This is a genomic window from Streptomyces sp. NPDC028991, assembly GCF_055564775.1.
The window spans coordinates 309,952-332,032 of sequence record NZ_JBVHVP010000002.1; the positions used below are offsets into that span (position 1 = coordinate 309,952).

The 22,081-nt window shown below is 71.6% G+C and carries 20 protein-coding genes and 1 pseudogene; 13 read left to right on the forward strand and 8 right to left on the reverse strand.

Annotated features, from left to right (window positions below; translation table 11 throughout):
* Window positions 1-4: 4 nt before the first annotated feature.
* Complete coding sequence (locus ACZ4V1_RS05580) at window positions 5-988, reverse strand: hypothetical protein (protein ID WP_468329718.1); 984 nt, start codon at window positions 986-988, stop codon at window positions 5-7.
* Between the two features lie 17 nt (window positions 989-1,005).
* On the opposite strand from ACZ4V1_RS05580, the gene ACZ4V1_RS05585 reads away from it, so the two are divergent.
* The 5 genes from ACZ4V1_RS05585 (at window position 1,006) to ACZ4V1_RS05605 (ending at window position 7,828) form a co-directional block, all read left to right on the forward strand.
* Window positions 1,006-2,187, forward strand: coding sequence for a CapA family protein (locus tag ACZ4V1_RS05585; RefSeq protein ID WP_468330915.1), 1,182 nt, complete (start codon window positions 1,006-1,008; stop codon window positions 2,185-2,187).
* A gap of 207 nt (window positions 2,188-2,394) precedes the next feature.
* Window positions 2,395-4,650: a HAMP domain-containing protein gene (locus ACZ4V1_RS05590; RefSeq protein WP_468329721.1), complete on the forward strand. Its 2,256-nt coding sequence runs from the start codon at window positions 2,395-2,397 to the stop codon at window positions 4,648-4,650.
* Window positions 4,651-4,656: 6 nt separating this feature from the next.
* A complete protein-coding gene (gene pgsB, locus ACZ4V1_RS05595; RefSeq protein ID WP_468329724.1) occupies window positions 4,657-6,237 on the forward strand; it encodes a poly-gamma-glutamate synthase PgsB in 1,581 nt (526 codons plus the stop codon).
* Window positions 6,234-6,716, forward strand: a complete 483-nt coding sequence (locus ACZ4V1_RS05600; RefSeq protein ID WP_184761006.1) for a poly-gamma-glutamate biosynthesis protein PgsC/CapC — start codon at window positions 6,234-6,236, stop codon at window positions 6,714-6,716. The genes pgsB and ACZ4V1_RS05600 overlap by 4 nt, the downstream gene beginning before the upstream one ends.
* 20 nt (window positions 6,717-6,736) lie before the next feature.
* A complete protein-coding gene (locus tag ACZ4V1_RS05605; RefSeq protein ID WP_468329727.1) occupies window positions 6,737-7,828 on the forward strand; it encodes a C40 family peptidase in 1,092 nt (363 codons plus the stop codon).
* A gap of 13 nt (window positions 7,829-7,841) precedes the next feature.
* Here the strand turns inward: ACZ4V1_RS05605 and ACZ4V1_RS05610 are convergent, their stop codons facing one another.
* Window positions 7,842-8,726, reverse strand: a complete 885-nt coding sequence (locus ACZ4V1_RS05610; protein ID WP_468329730.1) for a hypothetical protein — start codon at window positions 8,724-8,726, stop codon at window positions 7,842-7,844.
* A gap of 74 nt (window positions 8,727-8,800) precedes the next feature.
* Between ACZ4V1_RS05610 and ACZ4V1_RS05615 the strand changes: the two genes are divergently transcribed.
* The 4 genes from ACZ4V1_RS05615 (at window position 8,801) to glmM (ending at window position 12,854) form a co-directional block, all read left to right on the forward strand.
* Complete coding sequence (locus tag ACZ4V1_RS05615) at window positions 8,801-10,006, forward strand: glycosyltransferase 87 family protein (protein ID WP_468329733.1); 1,206 nt, start codon at window positions 8,801-8,803, stop codon at window positions 10,004-10,006.
* Window positions 10,007-10,213: 207 nt separating this feature from the next.
* Window positions 10,214-10,657: a 50S ribosomal protein L13 gene (gene rplM, locus ACZ4V1_RS05620; RefSeq protein ID WP_003974239.1), complete on the forward strand. Its 444-nt coding sequence runs from the start codon at window positions 10,214-10,216 to the stop codon at window positions 10,655-10,657.
* 42 nt (window positions 10,658-10,699) lie between these two features.
* Window positions 10,700-11,212: a 30S ribosomal protein S9 gene (gene rpsI, locus ACZ4V1_RS05625; protein ID WP_210957924.1), complete on the forward strand. Its 513-nt coding sequence runs from the start codon at window positions 10,700-10,702 to the stop codon at window positions 11,210-11,212.
* Between the two features lie 283 nt (window positions 11,213-11,495).
* Entirely contained in the window at window positions 11,496-12,854 is a 1,359-nt protein-coding gene (glmM, locus tag ACZ4V1_RS05630) for a phosphoglucosamine mutase (RefSeq protein WP_468329738.1), read from the forward strand.
* Window positions 12,855-12,861: 7 nt separating this feature from the next.
* On the opposite strand, the pseudogene ACZ4V1_RS05635 reads toward glmM, so the two are convergent.
* Both ACZ4V1_RS05635 and coaA read right to left on the reverse strand, forming a co-directional pair.
* Window positions 12,862-12,999, reverse strand: a pseudogene (locus tag ACZ4V1_RS05635) (DUF389 domain-containing protein); the annotation flags it as partial.
* A gap of 29 nt (window positions 13,000-13,028) precedes the next feature.
* The gene (coaA, locus tag ACZ4V1_RS05640) at window positions 13,029-13,997 is read right to left on the reverse strand and encodes a type I pantothenate kinase (protein WP_468329741.1); all 969 of its coding nucleotides are present in this window, start codon (window positions 13,995-13,997) and stop codon (window positions 13,029-13,031) included.
* Window positions 13,998-14,213: 216 nt separating this feature from the next.
* Between coaA and ACZ4V1_RS05645 the strand changes: the two genes are divergently transcribed.
* Both ACZ4V1_RS05645 and glmS read left to right on the forward strand, forming a co-directional pair.
* Window positions 14,214-15,002 carry a hypothetical protein gene (locus tag ACZ4V1_RS05645; protein ID WP_468329744.1) on the forward strand — a complete coding sequence of 263 codons (789 nt, stop codon included), beginning with the start codon at window positions 14,214-14,216 and terminating at the stop codon, window positions 15,000-15,002.
* 118 nt (window positions 15,003-15,120) lie between these two features.
* Window positions 15,121-16,968, forward strand: coding sequence for a glutamine--fructose-6-phosphate transaminase (isomerizing) (gene glmS / locus ACZ4V1_RS05650; RefSeq protein ID WP_468329747.1), 1,848 nt, complete (start codon window positions 15,121-15,123; stop codon window positions 16,966-16,968).
* Here the strand turns inward: glmS and ACZ4V1_RS05655 are convergent.
* Entirely contained in the window at window positions 16,929-17,138 is a 210-nt protein-coding gene (locus ACZ4V1_RS05655) for a DUF397 domain-containing protein (RefSeq protein WP_468329750.1), read from the reverse strand. The genes glmS and ACZ4V1_RS05655 overlap by 40 nt on opposite strands.
* Window positions 17,139-17,146: 8 nt before the next feature.
* Window positions 17,147-17,983, reverse strand: coding sequence for a helix-turn-helix domain-containing protein (locus ACZ4V1_RS05660; protein WP_468329753.1), 837 nt, complete (start codon window positions 17,981-17,983; stop codon window positions 17,147-17,149).
* A gap of 221 nt (window positions 17,984-18,204) precedes the next feature.
* Here ACZ4V1_RS05660 and ACZ4V1_RS05665 point away from each other — a divergent pair, with 221 nt between their 5' ends.
* Window positions 18,205-18,627, forward strand: coding sequence for an ATP-binding protein (locus ACZ4V1_RS05665; RefSeq protein WP_468329756.1), 423 nt, complete (start codon window positions 18,205-18,207; stop codon window positions 18,625-18,627).
* A gap of 86 nt (window positions 18,628-18,713) precedes the next feature.
* Here ACZ4V1_RS05665 and ACZ4V1_RS05670 read toward each other — a convergent pair whose 3' ends face one another.
* Complete coding sequence (locus ACZ4V1_RS05670; protein WP_468329759.1) at window positions 18,714-19,175, reverse strand: ASCH domain-containing protein; 462 nt, start codon at window positions 19,173-19,175, stop codon at window positions 18,714-18,716.
* A 41-nt stretch (window positions 19,176-19,216) separates the two neighbouring features.
* A complete protein-coding gene (locus tag ACZ4V1_RS05675) occupies window positions 19,217-20,704 on the reverse strand; it encodes an NAD(P)H-hydrate dehydratase (protein ID WP_468329762.1) in 1,488 nt (495 codons plus the stop codon).
* 168 nt (window positions 20,705-20,872) lie between these two features.
* Here ACZ4V1_RS05675 and ACZ4V1_RS05680 point away from each other — a divergent pair, with 168 nt between their 5' ends.
* Window positions 20,873-22,045: a hypothetical protein gene (locus ACZ4V1_RS05680; protein WP_468329765.1), complete on the forward strand. Its 1,173-nt coding sequence runs from the start codon at window positions 20,873-20,875 to the stop codon at window positions 22,043-22,045.
* The last annotated feature ends 36 nt before the right edge of the window (window positions 22,046-22,081 follow it).

Sequence of the window (22,081 nt, forward strand, 5' to 3'; positions counted from 1 at the left end):
TCGGTCAGTCGTTCGCCCAGGTGCTCAGCAGACCGGCCAGCGCGTCCGCGGCCTCGTCGGCGTCACGGCCGTCGCCGCGGGCGTCGGGGGCCAGTTCCAGGTGGACGAAGGTCGCGTGCTGCCGCTGGGCCGCCCGGCCCTGGACGTTGGTCGTGCCCTCCAGGGGGCAGCGCGCCGACCAGCCCCGGCAGACCCGCAGCCCCTCCGATTCCATCCGGTCGGCCAGGGCGGACACCTCGCCGGGGGCGCTCTCGGCGGCGCCGGTGGACAGCACCGCGTCGTAGCGGTCCGTGGTGGACTCGGCGAAGCCGTGCAGCTGGACGCCGGGCACACCGCGTTCCTGCAGCTCCAGGACGATGCCGTGGAAGGCGCTGTCCTCGCGGTGGGCCACGTCCGCGGCGTCGCCGCGTCCGGCCCGGCGGTGGGCGCCGGCCAGGACGAGCGCGCCGCCCGGGGTGTCCTCCAGCAGGCGCACGCCCAGCTCCTCGGTGTCCCGGTCGGCGACGGGGTGCGGTACCTGCGCGCTCCACCGGACGCGGGAGTCGGCGTTCAGGTACAGCCGGCCCCACCGGGCGCTCTCGCCCGAGCCGGTGGCCGCGACCTCGTCGTAGCGACGGCCGGACTCGGTGTCGGTGAGCCGCGTGACGCCGAGACCGACCGGGGCGAGCAGCCGCTCGGCCTCGCGCGCGTCCCCCTCCAGCAGGCTTCCGACGCCGCGGACCAGCCGGGCCCGCTGCTCCTCGCCGGGCGGCGAGTAGGGGCCGTCGGGGTCCAGGCCCTCCGTGTACGACAGGATGCGGCTGCGCAGGTCGACCAGCTCCCGGGCCTTCGGCTCCGAGGTCTCCGTGGAGGAGTCGGAGGACGCCTGACACCCGGTCAGCGCCAGGATGGCACCGATCAGACCGAAAACGCACACAAAGCGTGACTGTCTTGTAATGGCAAAGACAGGGTGAGTTGTGGCGCCCATGTGAACATGATTCGGTGACATTCCGTAAGTCTCTCCGTATGGGCCGCTCCGTGGCGACCCTGGTGGCAGCCGCCCTCGTGGCCACGGCGTGCGGCTCCGAGTCCGTGCGTCCGCAGGCGAAGCCGGGTGGACGCTCGTTCACCGTGGCCGCCGCGGGCGACGTACTCATCCACCCCGAGTTGGTCGAGCAGGCGGCCAAGGACGCCGAGAAGACCGGCGAGGGCGAGGCCGGGCTGGACTTCGGTCCGCTGCTCGCCGGGGTGAAGCCGGTCATCAGCGAGGCGGACCTGGCGATCTGTCACATGGAGACACCCGTCGGCAAGCCCAAGGGCCCCTTCCAGGGGTACCCGGAGTTCCTGGTGCCGCCGCAGATCCTGACGGCTCTGAAGGACGTGGGGTACGACACCTGCTCCACGGCCTCCAACCACACCTTCGACCACGGCCTCAAGGCCGTACGGCGGACGCTGGACGCCATGGACGAGGTGGGCCTCGGGCACGCCGGGTCGGCGCGTACGTCCGAGGAAGCAGAGCAGATCAACATCCGGGACGTCAACGGCGTCAAGGTCGCGCATCTCGCGTACTCCTGGGAGTCCTTCCTCAACCCCACGCCCGAGAAGCAGAGCTGGGCCTTCAACCGGAGCAGCACCGAGGAGATCAAGAAGGACGAGAGCCGGGCCCGGAAGGCGGGGGCCGAGGCGGTGGTCCTCTCGGTCCACTGGGGCATGGAGCACTACAACGAGCCGAGCGTGCCGCAGTTGGAGCTGGCCCGGCGGATCACCGAGGAGACCGGCATCGACCTGGTGATCGGACACCACGCCCACGTGGTCCAGCCGATCCAGAAGGTGAACGGCACCTGGGTCGCCTACGGCCTCGGCAACCAGGTGGCCCGGCACTCGTCCCCGACCGGGCTGACCGAGGAGGGGGCCATCGGCTGGTTCGAGTTCCGGGAGACGACCGAGGGCGGCTGGGACGTCACCGCCCGCCACCGCACCACGCTGGTGGACATCCCGCCCGAGGCGGAGCCCGGTGAGGAACTGCCCGACGGCGCCGTCGAGGACCACCGGCTGGTGGACGTGCAGCACCAGCTCGACCATCCGGACGGCCTGTCCGAGGAGCGGCTCGCCCGTTACCGGCTGGCCGCCGACCGCACGCGCGGCTTCCTCTACAACCGGGGCGCTCCCGGCGGCGACGGTCTGGAGTCGCTGTCCCTGGAGGAGTGAGCAGCGCCACACCGCGTTCCGCGTCGAGGCCACAACCTTGACGACATTTATCAGTCTTTGTAGTGACGGCGTCGCACGACCGCGGCAGCGGTGCGTCCAGCGCGCGCTGGGCATCCCCGTAGCAACCAAGGAAGAAGACCGGTGACATCGAGTCGTGCCGCGAACTCCGGGCGGAAAGGGCGGCGACGCAGCCGCAGGCGGGCGGACATGCCCCTCCTGGGCGGCATCCGTCCCCCGATCGCGGTGCTGTGTCTGCTGATCGTCGCCCTGGCGGCGCTCACGGCGAAGGTGCTCGGTCCCGGCGACGACACCGTGGTGCCCAAGGCCGTGCTGTCCTCGCAGCAGCATTTCGCGGAGGACGGCGCGATCGCGCTGCGCGCCTCGATCGACGAGCGGGTCACGGACCTGGAGCGCACCGCCGCCGCGCTGAACGCCAAGAAGCCCGAGGAGCCGGAGCGCGTCCTGTCCGACCTGGGCCGGACCTACCAGAAGTGGACCGGCACCACCGTGGTCGACCTGGAGAGCGGCAAGGTCCTCGCCGCGCGCGGCGAAAGGATTCCTCTCGCCTGGCTCGACAAGGACGTCCTCACCGGCGAGCACGCCCTCACGCCCCGCATGGTGCGGCTGGAGACCGGTGACGTCCGGCTGATGACGATGGCGCTCCTCGACGCGAAGGACCGGCCGCAGCAGCTGCTGATCGCCTCCAACAGCCTGTCCGTGCCCGCCATCAACCTGGGCCCGTTCCGCAGCATGGCGGTCGTCGCCCGGAACGGTGAGGTCCTCGCGACCGAGGGGTTCGAACAGTCCGAGGCCCTCAACTCCGACCAGGAGCGCAAGGAACTCGTCTTCCTCCAGAAGCAGATGTCCGGCCTCTCCGGCCAGGCCGCCGAACGCACCGAGGAGCACCCCGTCACCGCCAGGGAGCCCGGCTCCCGGGGGTACCCCGGCGTCAGCGGGACCCTGCTCGGCGACGACTACAACGGCCGGGTCACCACCGCCGGGTACGCCTCCCTCGCCTCCTCCGACCCGGAGGAGAAGGACAGCGTCGCCGCGGGCCTCGGGCTCACCGTGGTGGCGATGCTGCCCGTGATCCAGCAGCAGGGTGCCGCCGAGACGGGCCGGGAACTGTACGGGCTGGTCGCGGCCGGGGCGCTGGTCGTGCTCGGGCTGCTGGCGGCGGCCGTGCTGTGGGCGGCCGTGCAGCGCCCGCTGCTGCGGCTGTTCCTGGAGTCCCGGCGGCTCGCCCGCGGCGATCTGACCCGGCCCGTCGCCGTGCCCCGCTGGGGCGAGGCCGCCCGGATCGGCGCCGCGCTGGAACGCCTGCGGACCCAGCTCCACGGCACCGGCGAAGGCCCCGACCAAGGCCCCGGCGGCAAGAGCGGCAAGGCCCGCCTCGGCATGCGCGTGCCGCTCGGGGTGACCGCCGTTCTGCTGCTGCTCTGGTGCGTGCCGGTCGGCCTGCTGCTGAACCGCACCGACGGCTCGGTCAGCGTGCCCGCCACCATCGTCAACGACCAGCGGGACCGCACCGACCTGATCGCCGACCGCGTCCGCCGGGCGCTCAACGAGGCCCAGGCGGACCTCGTCTCCACCTCCCGGCTGATCGACGCGGACGACCCCGACGCCGCCGAGACCCTGCTGACGGACGCCCTGGAGGAGCACACCCGCTACCAGGCCCTGTACGTCGTGGACGCCGACGGCGAGGTCGTCGCCCGTGCCGGGGGAGACCCGCACGACTGGAGCGACGACGAGGACCTTCCGCTGGTCCGGGTCTCCGGCAAGGGGGACAAGAAGCCGGTGATCCAGGCCGGTGCCCCCGTACCGGAGCACAAGGGCACCACCCTGGTCGGCGAGGTACGGGTGGAGTTCCTCAACTCGCTGCTGAAGCGGCCCGGCCTCGGCGAGGTCCGTGTGGTGAACGCCGAGGCGCGGACCGTCGCCGGCAGCGACGGCTTCCTGGCCTTCGAGAAGCTGCCCGGTGACGCCCTGACCGACCTGGTCCGCGCGGGCAACGTACGGGTCGGTGCCGGCCCCGTCGAGAACGGCCTGCTCATCCGGGACGGCGGCGACGTCACCGTGGCCGCCGCGGCCCCCTTCTCCGGCGGCGGCATCGCCTCCGACATCGGGTGGACCGTGGTCAGCAGCCAGGACGCCGACCGCTTCGAGATCGCCGCCTACGAGCGCGAGGACCGCAGCGTGCTCGCCGGGATGCTCGGCCTCGCCGCGATCGTCGTCTGCCTGGGCTGGGTGTACCTGGTCGTGGCACGGCCGCTGCGGGCCCTGGCCGCCAGCGCCGAGAAGCTGGCCGACGGAGACCTCAAGACCGTGCACTACCCCCGCTACCAGGACGAGGTCGGGGCCGTCGTCCGCAGCCTCGAACTGCTCCGCCAGCAGTTGCAGGCCCGCCGACAGAACCAGGCCCGCCGGCCCGCCGAGCCCCGGCTCGGCGCCGGAGGAAGGTGATCCCGAGTGCTCTATCTGTACTTCGTCCTGCTGGCCGGCAGCCTGTTCCTGCTCGTCGCGGGCATCGTGGAGCAGCGCCGGCACTACGCGGCCCTGCACTCCATCCCCTCCCGCGTGCTCGTCAACGGCATCCGCGGCAAGTCCTCCATCACCCGGCTGTGCGCGGGCGCGCTGCGCGGCGGTGACCTGGTCACCGTGGCCAAGACGACCGGTACGGCCGCGCGCTTCATCCACCCCGACGCCACCGAGGAGCCGGTCTACCGCAAGTTCGGCATCGCCAACGTCGTCGAGCAGATCGGCATCGTCCGCCGGGCCGCCACCTACCGGCCCGACGCGCTGGTCATCGAGTGCATGGCGGTGATGCCGGCGCTCCAGGAGGTCAACCAGAGCAAGCTGATCCGCTCCACGATCGGCGTGCTGTGCAACGTCCGCGAGGACCACCTCGCCGAGATGGGCCCGACCCTGGACGACGTGGCGCGCTCGCTGTGCCGCTCGATGCCCGAGAACGGCATCTGCGTCACCGCCGAGCAGGAGCGCTTCCACATCCTCCAGGAGGAGGCCGACGCCCGGAACTGCCGGCTGGTCTACGCGGACCCGGAGATGGTCAGCGACGAGGAGCTGCGCGGCTTCAGCTGGTTCACCTTCAAGGAGAACGTCGCGATCGCCCTGGTCGTCGCCGAGCTGGTCGGCGTGGAACGGCAGGTCGCCCTCCAGGGCATGTACGACGCGCCGCCGGACCCGGGCGTGCTCTCCGTGGAGCGCTACGTGGCGCCCGAGGGCAAGCGCCTCGCCTTCGCCAACGTCTTCGCGGCCAACGATCCCGAGTCGACGCTGATGAACATCAACCAGCTGCTCGATCTCGGCGCCATCCGCCGTCCGCTCAACGTGGTGATCAACTGCCGTCCGGACCGCGTGGAGCGCAACGGGCAGATGGGCGAGATCATCCCCGACCTCCAGCCGGACAACGTCTTCGTGATCGGGCATCCGTCCAAGAGCGCCATCGACGCCATCCCCGCCCAGTGGCGGGAGCGGGCGGTGGACCTGGGCGGCGAGCGACGGTCGGCCGACGAGTTCATGCCGGCGCTGCTCGGCCGCATGTCCGACGACTCCTCCCTGGTCGCCATCGGCAACATCCACGGCCAGGGCGAGGAACTCCTGGAGTACCTGGCCGAGCTCCCGGCGGACGACAGCGACACCGGCGCCGCGGCGCCGAGCCCGGCCGCCGCGGCACCGGCCCAGGCGCCGCGCCTGGACCCGTTCGCCTCGTACCCGACGGCGTACGAGGAGCGCTACCAGGCTTCGCAGACCCAGGAGATCCCGGTGGTCCGCGTCCCGGCCCAGCCGACGGGCCCGTACGGGCAGCAGCAAGCCCGGTCAGAGCAGCGGTACGACGAGCAGTACGAGCGGCGGCAGCAGTACGGACAGCAGGAGTACGAGCAGCAGCAGGAGTACGAGCAGCAGCAGGAGTACGGACAGCGGCAGTACGGGCAGTACGCCCCCGCTCCGCAGAACTGGCCGCCCCACGACGAAGCGCACGACGACCCCTACGGCGACACCCCCCGCCCCTCTGCCCGGAGACCCCGTTGACCACCGCCGCACTCACCCCCGAGATGGCCGCCCTCGGCATCGCCATAGGCCTGTTCTTCTCGCTGCTGTGCTACCTCACCACCAATCTGTCCCCCGGTGGCATGATCACGCCGGGCTGGATCGCGCTGACCCTCATCGAGGACCTCCAGCGCGCGGCCATGATGGTGGGCGTCACCGCGCTGACCTACGCGGGCACCAAGATCATGCAGCGGCTGGTGATCCTCTACGGCAAGCGGCTGTTCGCCGCGGTGGTGCTGCTGGGCGTGCTGCTCCAGGCCACGGTGATGATCGTGCTCTCGATCGAGTTCCCGCTGCTGTACGGCAACCAGACCCTCGGCTTCATCGTGCCCGGCCTCGTCGCCTACCAGATGGTGCGCCAGCCCAAGGGCGCCACCCTGCTGGCCACCGGCACGGTCTCCCTCATGGCCTACATCGTCGTCGCCGCCGGCCTGCTGCTCGGCGTCATGCCCACCGTCTGAGAACCGAGGAGGAGCAGAACATGGCAGCCAAAGCCAAGAAGAAGTCGCGTCCGGTCGTCTCGGGCCTCGTGGTGCTGGCGCTCGTCGGCACCTCCGGCTACCTCACCCTGGAGCTGCGCAAGCAGGAGGACACGGGAGTCACGGAGGTCCGGAACGTCGGCGTCCTGGACGGGGCCCGCGGCTCCGGCGATGGTGGCACCTCGAAGGACGAGGGCGCGGAGAGCTGGTCCCGGCTGGAGAACCCGGCGCGCTCCGTACTGCGGGACGCGGACGGCCGGATCAGGGCCGTGCTCACGGACGGGGCGCGCACCGCCACCCTGACCGGACCGGCGCGCACCTTCGAGGAGCCCGCCTCGACCTCCTCCAAGGTCTCCACCACGGACTGGGTCCGGCTCATGCCCGAGCCCTGGGAGAAGGGTGCCGAGAAGAAGAAGTGGTTCGAGGAGTGGTACGCCGAGTACGAGGACAGCAAGGAGGACGACCTGTTCGCCTTCGCCTTCCAGTACGTGGCGGGAGCTCCGCAGAAGAAGGACGAGCAGGGCATCGCCTACGCCGGTGACGCGGACTTCGGCCCGCTGAACACCACCGGCGCCGAGGACGGCGACCTCCGCCTGGAGCAGTCCGACTTCTACGACTACCTCGGCGTCCGGTACCCGTTCCGCGACGGCTCCGTCGGCACGCCGGAGGCCATGCGCGCCAAGGCCCTGGACTGCTCGGGCTTCATCCGCATGGTGCTCGGCTACCGCGCCCGCTACCCGCTGATGTCCTCCGACACCTCCGGCGACGGCCTGCCGCGCACCGCCAACGGCATGGCCCGCTCCAAGGAGGGCGTCGACGTGCTCCCGCTGGCCGGGGTGTCGCCGGACGACCGGCCGTCCGCCATCGACCAGCTCCAGCCCGGCGACCTCGTCTTCTTCAAGCTCGACACGCGCACCAAGGAGCGGCTGGACCACGTGGGCATGGTGCTCGGCTACGACACCGAGGGGCACCTGATCTTCGTCTCCAGCCGGGAGGAGGTCAACGGACCGACCATCGGCGACATGGGCGGCGTCTCCCGGCTGGACGGCAACGGCTACTACGCCAAGACCCTGCGCAGCGCCAAGCGGCTCTGACGGCGGGCGGGGATCAGCCCTCGGCCGCCGCCGACGCCTGGGCCTCGCCGCGGCGGCGGATCTGCCGGAAGGCGAACTCGGCCAGGTCGTCGCCGGCCCGGAACACCGACGTGGACTTCTCCGTGACGTCCTTGCCGTCCGTGAAGCCGGCGACGGTGAAATAGGCGTAGCGGCCGTAGGAGTTGGTGGTGGAACGGCAGACGGCGCCGGTGCAGAAGGACTTGACGCCGCCGCCGGACAGGGAGCGCACGATGCTCTTCTTGTCGGCCTGCTTCTTGGCCTTGACGGCCTGCGCCTCGGTGCCGAAGACGGCCACGCCGACCGTCACCGCGGTGTCGCCCTTGGTGTAGGTGACGCGGATCAGCCGGGTGCAGTCATTGGCGTCCAGGACCTTGGGCAGGGTGCCCTGGGCGGCGGATCCGCAGGTGCGGGTGTCGGCCGTCGGGCCCTTCTTGTACACCGTGTCGCCCATGGTCAGCTGGGTGCCGGGGAAGAGCAGGTCGGGGCTGAGCGGGGCCTTGTCCTTCTTCGCGCTGGAGACGAAGTCCTTCGGGTCCAGCGGCGGCGGGGCGCTGGTCGGGGCGAACGACGGCTCGGTGGCCGTCGCGCTGGGTATGCCCGCCGTCGCGGGGAGCTGCGAGGAGGGCCCGTCGGACGCCTGGCCCGAGCCGTTCGCCGAGACCACGGCCACGGCGACGGCGCTGGCTATCGCCACGGTGGCCAGCGCTCCGCCACCGATGAAGAGCAGCCGGCGCCGCTTGGCGCGGGCCTCGGAGGCCTCGGCGAGCGCGGCCCAGTCCGGGGTGCCGTCCCCGTCGCCGCCGTTCCAGGGCTGCTGCTGCGATTGCGGTTTCCAGGGATCCCACTGCGACTGAGGTCCCCCCTGCCCAAAGCTCATGGGCCGCATCTTAGACGGGCCGAGTGGCGTGCTGGTGCGCCTCCAAGGGCTCCGCAGCACCTAGCGTTCCGGTCATGCGGACGGGCAAAAACGACATCTCCGGGTGGTTGGTACGGCCGGCGGGCGGGCCGGCCCGGGCGGTGCTGGTGGTGGTCCTGGCGGCGTCCGCGGCGCACGCGGGGCGGGTGACCTCGGACGGCGGGATGGACAACGCGATCGTCGTGCGGGCCGCCCGCACCTGGCTGGCCGGCGGCTCCCCGTACGACGATCCGCACTTCCTCTACTTCCCGAGCGCGGTGCTCGCCGCCGCCCCGCAGGCCCTGTTGCCCGCGGGCGTGCTGCGGGTGCTGGTGCCTTGCGTGGTGACGGCCCTGCTGGCGCTGGGCTGGGCCTGTGCGCTGCGGCTGCACCGCGTGCCGCTCGGCAGCCGGCTGGCGGTCCTCGGGCTGACCGGGCTCGCGATGGGCTGCGCGCCGTTCGGGCACCTGGTGCGCCTGGGCAACTGGACCGTGACGGCGGCGCTCGCCCTGCCGCTGGCTCTCCTGCTGGCCGGCCGGGGACGGTGGACGACGGCGGGCGCGGTCATCGGCGCCGCCGTGGCGCTCAAGCCGCTGCTCGCGCCGGTCCTCCTGCTCTTCCTGTTCGCCGGGCGGTGGCGGGCGCTGGCGGCGGCCGTCCTGGTGCCCGCGCTGGCCTGTGGCGCGGCGGCGCTGCTGATGCCCGACCCGGCCGGCTTCTTCACCCGCACCCTGCCGTTCCTGCTCCACGGCGACGACGGCTTCGTACGGCTCTACGAGGCTTCCCCGGCGGCCGTGCTGCCCCGGCTCGGGGTGCCGGGGGCGCTCGCCCAGGGGCTCGCGGTGGCCGCGGCCGGGACCGGGGTGCTGTGCGCGTACGTCCGCTGGCGCCGTGCCGACCCGGGGCCGTCGCGGCTCGCGGAGACCGGGGCGGGCCTGATGCTCTCGGCCTTCCTCGTCTCCCGGCCCTCCTACGACCACTACCTCCTGGTCGTCCTGCCGCTGCTGCTCGCCGGGCTGCCGTACGCCGGCTCGGTGGCCCGGGGGCCCTGGTTCTGGATCGCCCTGGTGCCCCAGGTGCCGGGGCTGACCTGGCCCTGGCTGGAGTCGGAGCGGCGGCGGGCCTTCAAGGACGCGTTCACGCTGTGCGTGCTGGCGGTGACGGTCGCGCGGCGGGCCCGGGCCGGCGCGGCGGCCCCCGGCGGCCACGCGCGCGCGAGGCCCGGGCCGGAGCGGGAGCCCGCTCCGGCGACTCCGTTTTGACCCGGCTATGGGGCCCCGGGTATTCTGCACAGTCGTATGTGTATTGGCTTGCTCATTCTCACGTGAGGGGCCCTTACACCGGTCCACCGGGACCGATGACCAGCGACCTGCACGCGGTTTGCGTCACCGCGGTGCGGTCAAGGCTGTCGTGATCGTCTTCGGTGACCATGTCAGGACCACTCACTGAAGAAGCGAAGGCTACGAACCGTGCGTACGTACAGCCCCAAGCCCGGCGATGTGACGCGCCAGTGGCACGTCATCGACGCTCAGGACGTCGTCCTGGGTCGTCTGGCCACCACTGCGGCCTCCATCCTGCGCGGCAAGCACAAGCCGATCTACGCGCCCCACGTCGACACCGGTGACTTCGTCATCATCATCAACGCCGACAAGGTGCACCTCTCCGGCAACAAGCGGACCCAGAAGATGGCGTACCGCCACTCCGGGTACCCGGGCGGCCTGCGCTCCGTGCGCTATGACGAGCTGCTGGACAAGAACCCCGAGAAGGCCGTCGAGAAGGCCATCAAGGGCATGCTCCCCAAGAACTCCCTTGGCCGTCAGATGCTCTCGAAGCTGAAGGTCTACAAGGGTGACCAGCACCCGCACGGCGCGCAGCAGCCGCAGCCGTTCGAGATCACCCAGGTCGCGCAGTAGTTCCGGCCACCCCCTAAGACTGAAGAGAATCTGAGGAGCATCGTGGCCGAGACCACTGCCGAGCAGCCGCTCGAAGAGATCGACATCGACAGCTACACCACCGAGTCCGAGGTGCCCGTCGAGGGCGAGTACACCTCGGAGTCCATGGCCTCCGCCTTCGGCGAGCCCCAGCCGGCCGCCGGCCTGGGCCGTCGCAAGAACGCCATCGCCCGTGTCCGGATCGTCCCGGGCACCGGCAAGTGGAAGGTCAACGGGCGCACGCTCGAGGACTACTTCCCGAACAAGGTGCACCAGCAGGAAGTCAACGAGCCCTTCAAGGTGCTCGAGCTGGACAACCGCTACGACGTCATCGCCCGCATCTCGGGCGGCGGTGTCTCCGGTCAGGCCGGTGCGCTCCGTCTCGGTGTCGCCCGCGCCCTGAACGAGGCCGACGTCGACAACAACCGCGGTGCGCTCAAGAAGGCCGGTTACCTCAAGCGCGACGACCGTGCGGTCGAGCGCAAGAAGGCCGGTCTGAAGAAGGCCCGCAAGGCTCCGCAGTACAGCAAGCGCTAGGCTTCGCTGCCTGCACGTACGTATTGCGGGCTGTCCGGCCCGCTCGAACGTACTCCGAACGCCCCGGCGGCACGCCACTGTGCTGCCGGGGCGTTCGTCTATCCCCGTCGTTGGGCGTATAACGGCACAAGACGTTCAGTAGCTCAGACGTTCAAAAGCTCAAGGGCTTGTGTGATCGGATGGCCGGACGGTGCGTTGCGACGCGTGTCCGTGACCACGGGAGCCGACTGCGTGGGCCGCACCGGCAGCCGCTTCCGGAATTGACGTTTCCTCAGGAGGACAAGTGGGACGACTCTTCGGCACGGACGGCGTGCGCGGTGTCGCCAACGCGGATCTGACGGCCGAGCTGGCGCTCGGCCTCTCCGTCGCCGCGGCGCACGTACTGGCCGAGGCGGGCACCTTCGCCGGGCACCGGGCGACCGCGGTGGTCGGACGGGACCCGCGCGCCTCCGGGGAGTTCCTGGAGGCCGCCGTGGTCGCGGGCCTGGCCAGCGCCGGGGTGGACGTGCTGCGGGTCGGCGTGCTGCCGACGCCCGCGGTGGCCCACCTCACCGGCGCCCTCGGCGCCGACCTCGGCGTGATGCTCTCCGCCAGCCACAACGCCATGCCCGACAACGGCATCAAGTTCTTCGCCCGCGGTGGTCACAAGCTCGCCGACGAGCTGGAGGACCGCATCGAGTCCGTGTACGCGGAGCACCGCACCGGCGCCCCCTGGGACCGCCCGACCGGCGCCGGCGTCGGCCGGGTGCGGGACTACGACGAGGGGCTCGACCAGTACGTCGCCCACCTCGTCGGCGTCCTCCCGAACCGTCTCGACGGACTGAAGATCGTCCTCGACGAGGCGCACGGCGCGGCCTCCCGGGTCTCGCCGGAGGCGTTCGCGCGGGCCGGCGCCGAGCTGGTCACCATCGGTGCGGTGCCGGACGGCCTCAACATCAACGACGGCTGCGGCTCCACCCACCTCGACCTGCTCAAGGCCGCCGTCGTCGAGCACGGCGCCGACCTGGGCATCGCCCACGACGGCGACGCCGACCGCTGCCTGGCCGTGGACCACACCGGCGCGGAGGTGGACGGCGACCAGATCCTCGCCGTGCTCGCGCTCGCGATGCGGGAGCGGGACGCGTTGCGGTCCGACACCGTCGTCGCGACCGTCATGTCCAACCTGGGCTTCAAGCTCGCCATGGAGCGCGAGGGCATCCGGTTCGCGCAGACCGGGGTCGGCGACCGGTACGTCCTGGAGGAGATGAAGGAGCACGGCTACGCCCTCGGCGGCGAGCAGTCCGGCCACGTCATCATCCTCGACCACGCCACCACCGGCGACGGCACACTGACCGGCCTGATGCTGGCGGCACGGGTCGCGCAGACCGGCCGTACGCTCCGGGACCTCGCGTCCGTCATGGAGCGGCTGCCGCAGGTGCTGATCAATGTGCCGGACGTGGACAAGTCCCGGGTGACGACCTCCGCGGAGCTGGCGACCGCCGTCGCGGAGGCCGAGCGGGAGCTGGGCAGCACCGGACGGGTGCTGCTTCGGTCCTCGGGGACCGAGCCGCTGGTGCGGGTGATGGTGGAAGCGGCGGACATCGAACAGGCTCGGTCCGTCGCGGGGCGGCTGGCCGATTCGGTGAAGTCCGCGCTGGGGTAGTTCTGCCGCACAGGACGACGTCGCCCTCGGGATCGCGTGCGCACCCCGGCAGGACGATCAGGTGGGTGGTGCCGACCGTCCGGCCGATCAGGCGGACCACCTCGTCGGTCCGGTCGGCCGGGGTGATCAGGCGCAGGTGCAGCATCCCGTCTTTCTACAGGCCGCCGGGCGGGATCACAGCTTGCGCAGGCTGAGCCGCTGCACCTTGTGGTCGGGCCCCTTGCGCAGGATCAGGGCGGCCCGCCCTCGGGTGGGGGCCACGTTCTCCACCAGGTTGGGCTTGTTGATGGTGCGCCAGGTGGTGCGGGCGTAGTCGAGGGCCTCCTCCTCCGACACCTGGGTGTACTTGCGGAAGTACGAGGACGGGTTCTGGAACGCGGTCGCGCGCAGCTTGCGGAAGCGGCTGAGGTACCAGCGCTCGATGTCCTCGATGCGGGCGTCGACGTACACGCTGAAGTCGAAGTAGTCGGCGAGGCCGACCCTGGTGCGGCCGTCCTTGCCGGGCAGCGCGGGCTGGAGCACGTTGAGGCCCTCGACGATCAGGATGTCGGGGCGGCGGACGACGAGCTTCTGGTCCGGGACGATGTCGTAGATGAGGTGGGAGTAGACCGGTGCGGTCACCTCGCCCTTGCCCGCCTTGATGTCGGCGACGAAGCGGGTCAGGGCCCGGCGGTCGTACGACTCGGGGAAGCCCTTGCGGGACATCAGGCCGCGGGCCTCCAGCTCCTTGGTGGGCAGCAGGAAGCCGTCGGTGGTGACCAGCTCGACGCGCGGGTGCTCGGGCCAGCGGGACAGCAGTGCCTGGAGCAGCCGGGCGACGGTGGACTTGCCGACCGCGACCGAGCCGGCGACCCCTATCACGAAGGGGGTGCCGGACTGCGAGCCCTGTTCACCGAGGAAGGTGTTCAGCGCGCCGCGCAGTCCGTCGGTGGCGCCGACGTAGAGGTTGAGGAGCCGGGACAGCGGGAGGTAGATGTCCCGCACCTCGTCGAGGTCGATGACGTCGCCGAGGCCGCGCAGCTTCTCGACCTCCTCGGCGGTCAGCGGCAGCGGCGTCTTGTCGCGCAGCGCGCTCCACTCGGGACGGGTGAGGTCGACGTAGGGAGTCGCCTCCGGCCGCTGCCGGTGGGCGCTCCGGGGCATCGAGGGGACCGGAGAGATCACAGTCCATTGTTAACGGAGTTCGAACGGGGCGGCAGGTGGGGTGTGTCACTCCGGCCCGCTCCCGGCGGCTGATGATCACGTCGGCGTCACGGTCGGGTACCGGGTGGCGCAAGTCTGATCATCTGTCAAGCGGCTGTGAATACAGTGATCGCACATACGTGCGGAACCTCCGCCGTCTGGAAGAGAGAGTCCAACGTGAGACTGACCGCCGTTCGCCGCACCGCCCTCGCGGCCTCCGCCGCCGCCCTCGCCCTCCTCGTCACCGCCTGCGGCGGCTCGTCCGACGACGGCGGGAAGGCCGGCGACGACAAGGCGAAGGGGGGTACGGCCGACTCGGCGGCCCCCGCGGCCGCCAAGGCGCTCACCGCCGCCGAGCTGGAGAAGGCCGCCCTGGCCCAGGCGGACGTCGACAACGGCAAGGTCACCAAGACGTCCGCGACGGACGACGTGAGCAAGGACAAGGTGAAGGGCGGGGACAAGGCCTGCGAGCCGCTCGCCTTCGCCGAGACCGGCGTCCCGCTGGGCGAGCCGGCGGCGACCGCGAAGCGGAGCTGGACGGAGGGCCCGAAGAAGCCGTCCGGCGACGAGGTCACCGAGGAGTCCATCGGTGCCGCCTTCGACCTGGACAAGGCCCTGGTGACGCTGGCCGCCTACGACGACGGCGGCGCGGAGGCCGTCCTGAAGGAGGTGAAGGAGGCCGCCGGCAAGTGCGCCGGAGGCTTCACCTTCACCGCGGTCGGTGAAACGGCCAAGATCGCCAAGGTGGCCGAGGACACGGCACCCGGCGGTGCCGACGAGGCCGTCGCGATGACGATGACGATGGTCGGCGACGAGGGTGACGAGTTCCCGGTCAAGGTGGTCGTCACCCGCAAGGGCTCCACCGTCGCCTCCTTCACCGTCCTCAACCTCGCCGCCGCCGGCACCGGCAAGGACTTCCCGTTCCCCACGGAGATCAGCGACGCGCAGCTCGCCAAGCTCGGCTGAGTGCGCCGTTCGTCATCCTCTGGAATTCCCACCGTGGCGTTCGTACCCCGGTGGGAATTTCCGATTTCGGGCACGGGAAGGCCGGTTCGCGACCGAATCTGATCGTAGGCTGCCCGTCATGTGCGGAATCGTGGGATACGTGGGGTCGCAGTCGGCACTCGATGTCGTGATGGCCGGGCTGAAGCGGCTCGAGTACCGGGGGTACGACTCGGCGGGCGTCGCCGTGCTCGCGGACGGCGGCCTCGCCGCCGCCAAGCGCGCCGGAAAGCTCGTCAACCTGGACAAGGAACTGGCCGAACGGCCGCTGCCGGCCGCCGTCACCGGCATCGGCCACACCCGCTGGGCCACACACGGCGGCCCGACCGACGCCAACGCCCACCCGCACCTCGACAACGCGGGCCGGGTGGCCGTCGTCCACAACGGCATCATCGAGAACTTCGCGCCCCTGCGGGCCGAGCTGGCGGAGCGCGGTCACGAGCTGACCTCCGAGACCGACACCGAGGTCGTCGCCCACCTGCTCGCCGAGGAGTTCTCCGCCTGCGCGGACCTCGCCGAGGCGATGCGGCTGGTGTGCCGGCGCCTGGAGGGCGCGTTCACGCTGGTCGCGGTGCACGCGGACGCGCCGGACGTCGTCGTGGGCGCGCGCCGCAACTCGCCGCTCGTGGTGGGCGTGGGGGAGGGCGAGTCCTTCCTCGCCTCGGACGTGGCGGCCTTCATCGCCCACACCCGGGACGCCATCGAGCTGGGCCAGGACCAGGTCGTCGAGCTGCGCCCGGGCGGCGTCACGGTCACCGGCTTCGACGGCAGCCCGGCCGACGTCCGCTCCTACCACGTCGACTGGGACGCCTCGGCCGCGGAGAAGGGCGGCTACGCCTCCTTCATGCTCAAGGAGATCGCCGAGCAGCCGAAGGCGATCGCCGACACCCTGCTGGGCCGCGTCGACGGCTCCGGGACGCTGAGCCTGGACGAGGTGCGCATTCCCACGGGGGTGCTCCGGGAGGTCGACAAGGTCGTCGTCATCGCGTGCGGTACGGCCTTCCACGCCGGGCTGATCGCCAAGTACGCCATCGAGCACTGGACGCGGGTCCCCTGCGAGGTGGAGCTGGCCAGCGAGTTCCGCTACCGGGACCCGATCCTCGACCAGCGGACCCTGGTCGTCGCGATCTCCCAGTCCGGCGAGACCATGGACACCCTCATGGCCCTGCGCCACGCCCGCGAGCAGGGCGCGAAGGTGCTCGCCATCTGCAACACCAACGGCTCGACGATCCCCCGCGAGTCCGACGCCGTGCTCTACACGCACGCCGGTCCCGAGGTCGCCGTCGCCTCCACCAAGGCCTTCCTGACCCAGCTGGTCGCCTGCTACCTCGTCGCCCTCTACCTCGGCCAGGCGCGCGGCACGAAGTACGGGGACGAGATCCGCGACGTCGTCCGCGACCTGTCACGCATCTCCGGCGCGGTCGAACAGGTCCTGGAGACCATGGAGCCCGTACGGGAACTGGCGCGCTCCCTCGCCCACAAGAACACGGTGCTGTTCCTGGGCCGGCACGTCGGCCACCCGGTCGCCCTCGAAGGCGCCCTCAAGCTCAAGGAGCTGGCCTACATGCACGCCGAGGGCTTCGCGGCGGGCGAGCTGAAGCACGGGCCGATCGCGCTGATCGAGGAGGACCTGCCGGTCGTCGTGGTCGTCCCGTCCCCGCGCGGGCGCTCGGTGCTGCACGACAAGATCGTGTCCAACATCCAGGAGATCCGGGCCCGCGGTGCCCGCACCGTCGTCATCGCCGAGGAGGGCGATGAGGCGGTCGTCCCCTACGCCGACCACCTCGTCCGCGTCCCGGCCACCCCGACGCTGCTCCAGCCCTTGGTGGCGACGGTCCCGCTCCAGGTCTTCGCCTGCGAGCTGGCGACGGCCCGGGGCAACGAGGTGGATCAGCCTCGGAACCTGGCGAAGTCGGTGACGGTGGAGTAGTTCTTCAGGCCCTGGAGGAACGCGGTGAAGGCACGAGCCGGGAAGACGAGGGTCGCTCGGGCCGGGGCCTTCGAGTCACGGACGGCCCTGTGCGTGCGGGAGTGCGCGACTTCGACGCACTCGTTGCCGTCACCCGGGCCCGAGTATGACGACTTCCGCCAGTTGTCCATGGGGTTCCTCACAACTCCTTCGCCAGCCTGTGGACGAACGCCCGCGACTGTTCGGGTTCGAGCGCTGCCGCTTCCACCTTACGGAAACTCGTTCGATAGGTGTTGAGCTGTGCTTCGGCATCGATGAGGGCCGAGCCGTGCAGCGCGTCGCGGACCACGGTGTCGAGTTTGGGCAGGGGGCCGCCCACGTATGTCATCGTGCTTGACGCGCGGGCGAAGCCGTCGAGGTCGAAGGGGATGACACGCACGGTGATGTGGTCGGCTTCGGAGAGTTCGAGAAGCCTGTTGAGCTGAGCCCTTGTGGTGGTGCGGTCGCTGACCCTGATGCGCAGCGCCGCCTCGTGGACCAGTGCCTCATACGGGATCGTGAACTGCTGGCGTGCTTTTCGGTGCTGGATGCGCAACTCGATCTCGTCCCGGGTCAGCTCCGGCAGCCTGGCCGAGAAGACGGCACGCGCGTACTCCTCCGTCTGCAAGAGGCCCGGTACGTAGAGGATCGCCACGTGACGCAGGAAGCGGGCGTGGTGCTCCAACTCGGACAGGTCCAGGAATGACGTGGGCAGCAGGCCCCGGTACTCCTCCCACCATCCTTGTGTCCTGTCAGTGGCCATCGCCACCAGCGCGTCGATGAACGCGTCGTCGGTGCAGGCGTAATGGGAGGCCAGTCGGCGGACCCGTTGCTCGCTCACACCCGCGAGCGCCGACTCGATATGTGTGATCTGGGCGGGGCTCACTCCGAGCAGCCCGGCGGCCTGACGGGAGTTCAGCCCCGTGGCCTCGCGAAGTCTGCGCAGCTCTGTCGCCAACCGCATCTGGCGTGCCGTCGGTTCACGCCTCTTCACCATCGCCCGGTCCCCCTAACGCGCCTGCGGGCGCGACTCGTTCGGAGTCAGATTACGCGATCGGCTTGTCGCGTCCCTATATTTAGATCTACCGTCGGTGATGCGAAGCGCACCCTCTGTATTGTCGGGGCGCCGGAAGCGCACCGCTCCGTCATGTCGTGACGGGCGCGGCAATGACACCGCCCCTTGCACCCAACCACCCACTGCCGACAAGGAGATGCCGCATGCCCGAAGACGACCCGTGGGAGTACTCCCTCTACATCCCGAACGACGCCCGCGCCGTCACCGTGTGCCGCCGCACCCTCCGTCTCATCCTCACGATGCACGGCCTGATCGGCATGGTCGACGTGGCGGAACTGCTCGCCACGGAGCTGGTGTCGAACGCCGTACGGCACACCAAGGGCCCGGCCGCCCTGCGGGTGCGCTGGTCGGGCAACGGCGTGCTGCGGATCGGCGCGTGGGACGCGGACCCGACGCCGCCTGAGCCGCCGCTGCCCTTCGGCCGGTGCCTGGACGCCGAGGAGGGGCGGGGCCTGGCCCTGGTGCGGGCCTGCGCCGACGTGTGGGGCTGGCAGCCGCTGGCCAGGGAGGGCAACCGAGGCAAGTACGTCTGGTGCGAACTGGGCACCGCCGCACGGGCGGCGTGAACGGTCTGGGAGGAGACGTACTACGAAGGCAGGGCCAAGGGGAAGGCTCAGGGTGTCCTGCGGGTGCTCGAAGTCCGTGGCCTGAGTCAGCCGTCGGCCGAGGGCACCACGGTGGCCAGGCGGAAGCGTTCCAGGACCGTCGGTGTCGTGTCGTCCACGGTGAAGTCCGGGTCGTTCAGCGCCGCACGCATCTCCTCGCTGTGCCAGAACCGTTCGTGGCCCGCCCGCCACTCGGCCACGCTCGTGTACCCCTCGCCCTCGTCCATCGCGTGGGCGCGGTCCACCTCGGCCAGCGGGACGACGCGCACGTCGGTCACCTCGATGACGGCGACCGGGCGGTCATGGGAGTCGACGACCACCTCGCGGCTCCCGACTTCCGGCAGTGGCTCGCCCTCGTGCTCGTAGTCGACGACGAGCCCGGTCGTCGAGGTCTTCGAGCCGTCGAGGATCGCCGAGACGAGCCGGTCGCGCAGGGGGCCGGGGAAGGCGAACTCGGCCCTGGGCAAGGAGGTGAGTTCCGTGGGCGGTGGGGCGGAGTCGGACGGCACGCGATCACCGTAACGACCCCGCGTCCCACGGAACACCCCGCTCACCCCGCCCGAGCCACATCCCGCCACGCCCGCGGAATCGCCTCCGCGACGTCGTGCGCTCCCGTCGGCGCCCCCTCCGCCGCGAATCGCCCCGCCAGCCCGTGCACGTACGCCCCCGCACTGCCCGCGTCCCGCGCCGACAGTCCCGCCGCCAGCAGCGACCCCGCCAGCCCGGACAGCACGTCCCCGCTCCCGGCCGTGGCGAGCCACGACGTCCCCGTCGCGTTGACCCGCACCGGTCCTCCCTCCGCCCCGGCCACCACCGTCGTCGACCCCTTCAGCAGCACCGTCGCCCCGTACCGCGCCGCCAGCTCCCGCGCCGAGGCCAGCCGCGCCCCCTCGACCTCCTCCCGGCCCACCCCGAGCAGCGCCGCCGCCTCCCCGGCGTGCGGCGTCATCAGCGTCGGCGCCGTACGCCCCCGCACCGCCGCGGCGTCGGCCAGCCGCAGCCCGTCCGCGTCGATCAGCACCGGCACCTCCGCGGCCAGCACTTCCGCCACCGTCCCGGCGTCGTCCCCGGCCCCCGGTCCGACGACCCACGCCTGCACCCGCCCCGCCCGCTTCGGGCCCTGGTCGGACACGAGTGTCTCCGGGTAGCGGGCGATCACCGTGTCCCCGGCCGGACCGACGTACCGCACCGCCCCGGCCCCGCCCCGCAGCGCCCCGGCGACGGCGAGCACGGCCGCGCCCGGATAGCGGGCCGACCCGGCGGCGATTCCGACGACCCCCCGCCGGTACTTGTCGCTCTCCGCGCCCGGCACCGGCAGCAGCCGCGCCACGTCCGCGTGCTGCAACGCCTCCAGCCCGGCCGCGTCGTTCGGCAGCGGCAGCCCGATGTCGACCAGCCGCACCGCCCCCGCGTACTCCCGCGCCGGATCGACCAGCAGCCCCGCCTTGTGCGCCCCGAACGTCACCGTCAGGTCGGCCCGTACGGCCGCCCCGCGCACCTGCCCGGTGTCCGCGTCCACGCCGCTCGGCAGGTCGACGGCGACGACGGCGGCCCGCGACCGGGCGACCGCGTCGGCGAGCGGCACCGCCTCCTCGCGCAGCCCGCCCTTGCCGCCGATCCCGACGATGCCGTCGACGACGAGATCGGCCCGCGCGATCAAATCCTCGGCGGCTCCGGCTCCGGCTCCGGCTCCGGCTCCGGCTCCGGCCCCGGACTCCACGGCGCGTCCTCCCGCCCGCCGCAACGCCGCCAGCCCTCCGCCGTGCGCGCGGTCCGGCGCGAGCAGCACCGCCGTCACGCCCGCCCCGCGCCGGGCCAGCCGGGCACCGGCGTACAGGGCGTCGCCGCCGTTGTCCCCGCTCCCGACCAGCAGCACCACCCGGCTCCCGTAGACCCGGCCGGCCGCCCGCCCGAGCACCTCGGCGCAGGCGGCGGCGAGCCCGGCCGCGGCCCGCTGCATCAACGCCCCTTCGGGGAGCCGCGCCATCAGCTCCCGTTCGGCGTTCCTGACCATCTCCACGCTGTACGCAGTCCGCATGCCGTCGAGTCTGCCCCGTAGAGCGTGAACGTTCACGGCCCCGGAAACCGCGCCCGGCCCATTGACGCTCCCGCGCCCCGTTGCCACACTCGCCAACCCCACCGGATGAATCGATTCAGTCGAACGCCGTATTCGACTTGATCGGCTCGACGAGAGGACGAACCCCCCATGGGACGCAGAACCGCTCTCCTCGCCACCGCGGGCGCCGTCGCCCTCCTCACCACGGCCGGCGCCCTCACCACCCCCGCCCCCGCCACCGCGGCGGCCGCCACCCCCGCCCGCACTGCCGCGGCTTGCGGCGAGGGCTCGTACCAGGCCGAGGCGGTCCGCAGCGGCGGCACCTGGACCGCCCGCCGCGGCGGCACCGTCGTGCACACCGGCACTGATATGCGGGCCGCCGTCCAGGCGGCCGTGAACAGCCTCACCTCCGGACGCACCGCCAAGGAAAGGGTCGTCGTCCGCGGCTCCGGCACCGTCTCCGCGGGGTCCCGGATCTCGCTGCCCAGCTACACGGTCCTCGACGTGTGCGGCACCATCGACGTCACCGGTAGCGGTTCCGGCGACCAGGCGCCGGTCTACTCCCGCGGCACCCGGGACGTGGAGGTCCAGCACCTGAACGTCACCGGCCGCCCCCTCTACGGCGTCTTCATGCGCAACGTGCAGAACGTGGTCCTCGGCCAGATCGACATGCGCCTGTCCTCCGGCCTCGGCGTACGCATCGACAACCGCGGCGACACCAGCCAGTGGTCCCGCAACATCCGCATCGACAGCGTCTACGTCTCCGGTGCCTCCAGCCACGCCGTGGAGACGTACGGCGTGGACGGCATCACCATCGGCACGGTCACCGCCCGCAACGTGGGCGAGTCGGGCCTGCTCCTCAACCAGACGATCAACGCCACCGTCACCAGGGTCGACACGGACGGCGCGGGCACCGGCACCGGCTACGCCGCCTTCCGCATGGCCAACCGCAACGGCCGGATCGGCAGCGGCTACCCGACCAACATCCGCGTCGGCGAGGTGATCGCGCGCGGCGGCGGGCGGGGCGTCTTCTGCGTCTCGGAGAGCGGCGGCGCGGTCATCGACCGGGTGAACATCTCGAACACCGGCAACAACTCGGTCCTCATCGAGAACTGCCACAACGTCACCCTCGCCGCCCGGAGCGGCAGCGTCACGGGCGGCGGCGAGATCCGGCTCGCGGCCCGCTCCGAGTTCGCCAACAACTCCGACATCACCGTCCAGAACCTGACGGTGACCAACACCTCCATCCGCGAGAGCCCCTGCGGCACGAACACGACGTTCCGCAACAACACCCTGGTGAACAGCAGCCAGTCGATCTGCTGAGCCGAGCCTCCGCACGGCCGCATGGCCGCATGGGGG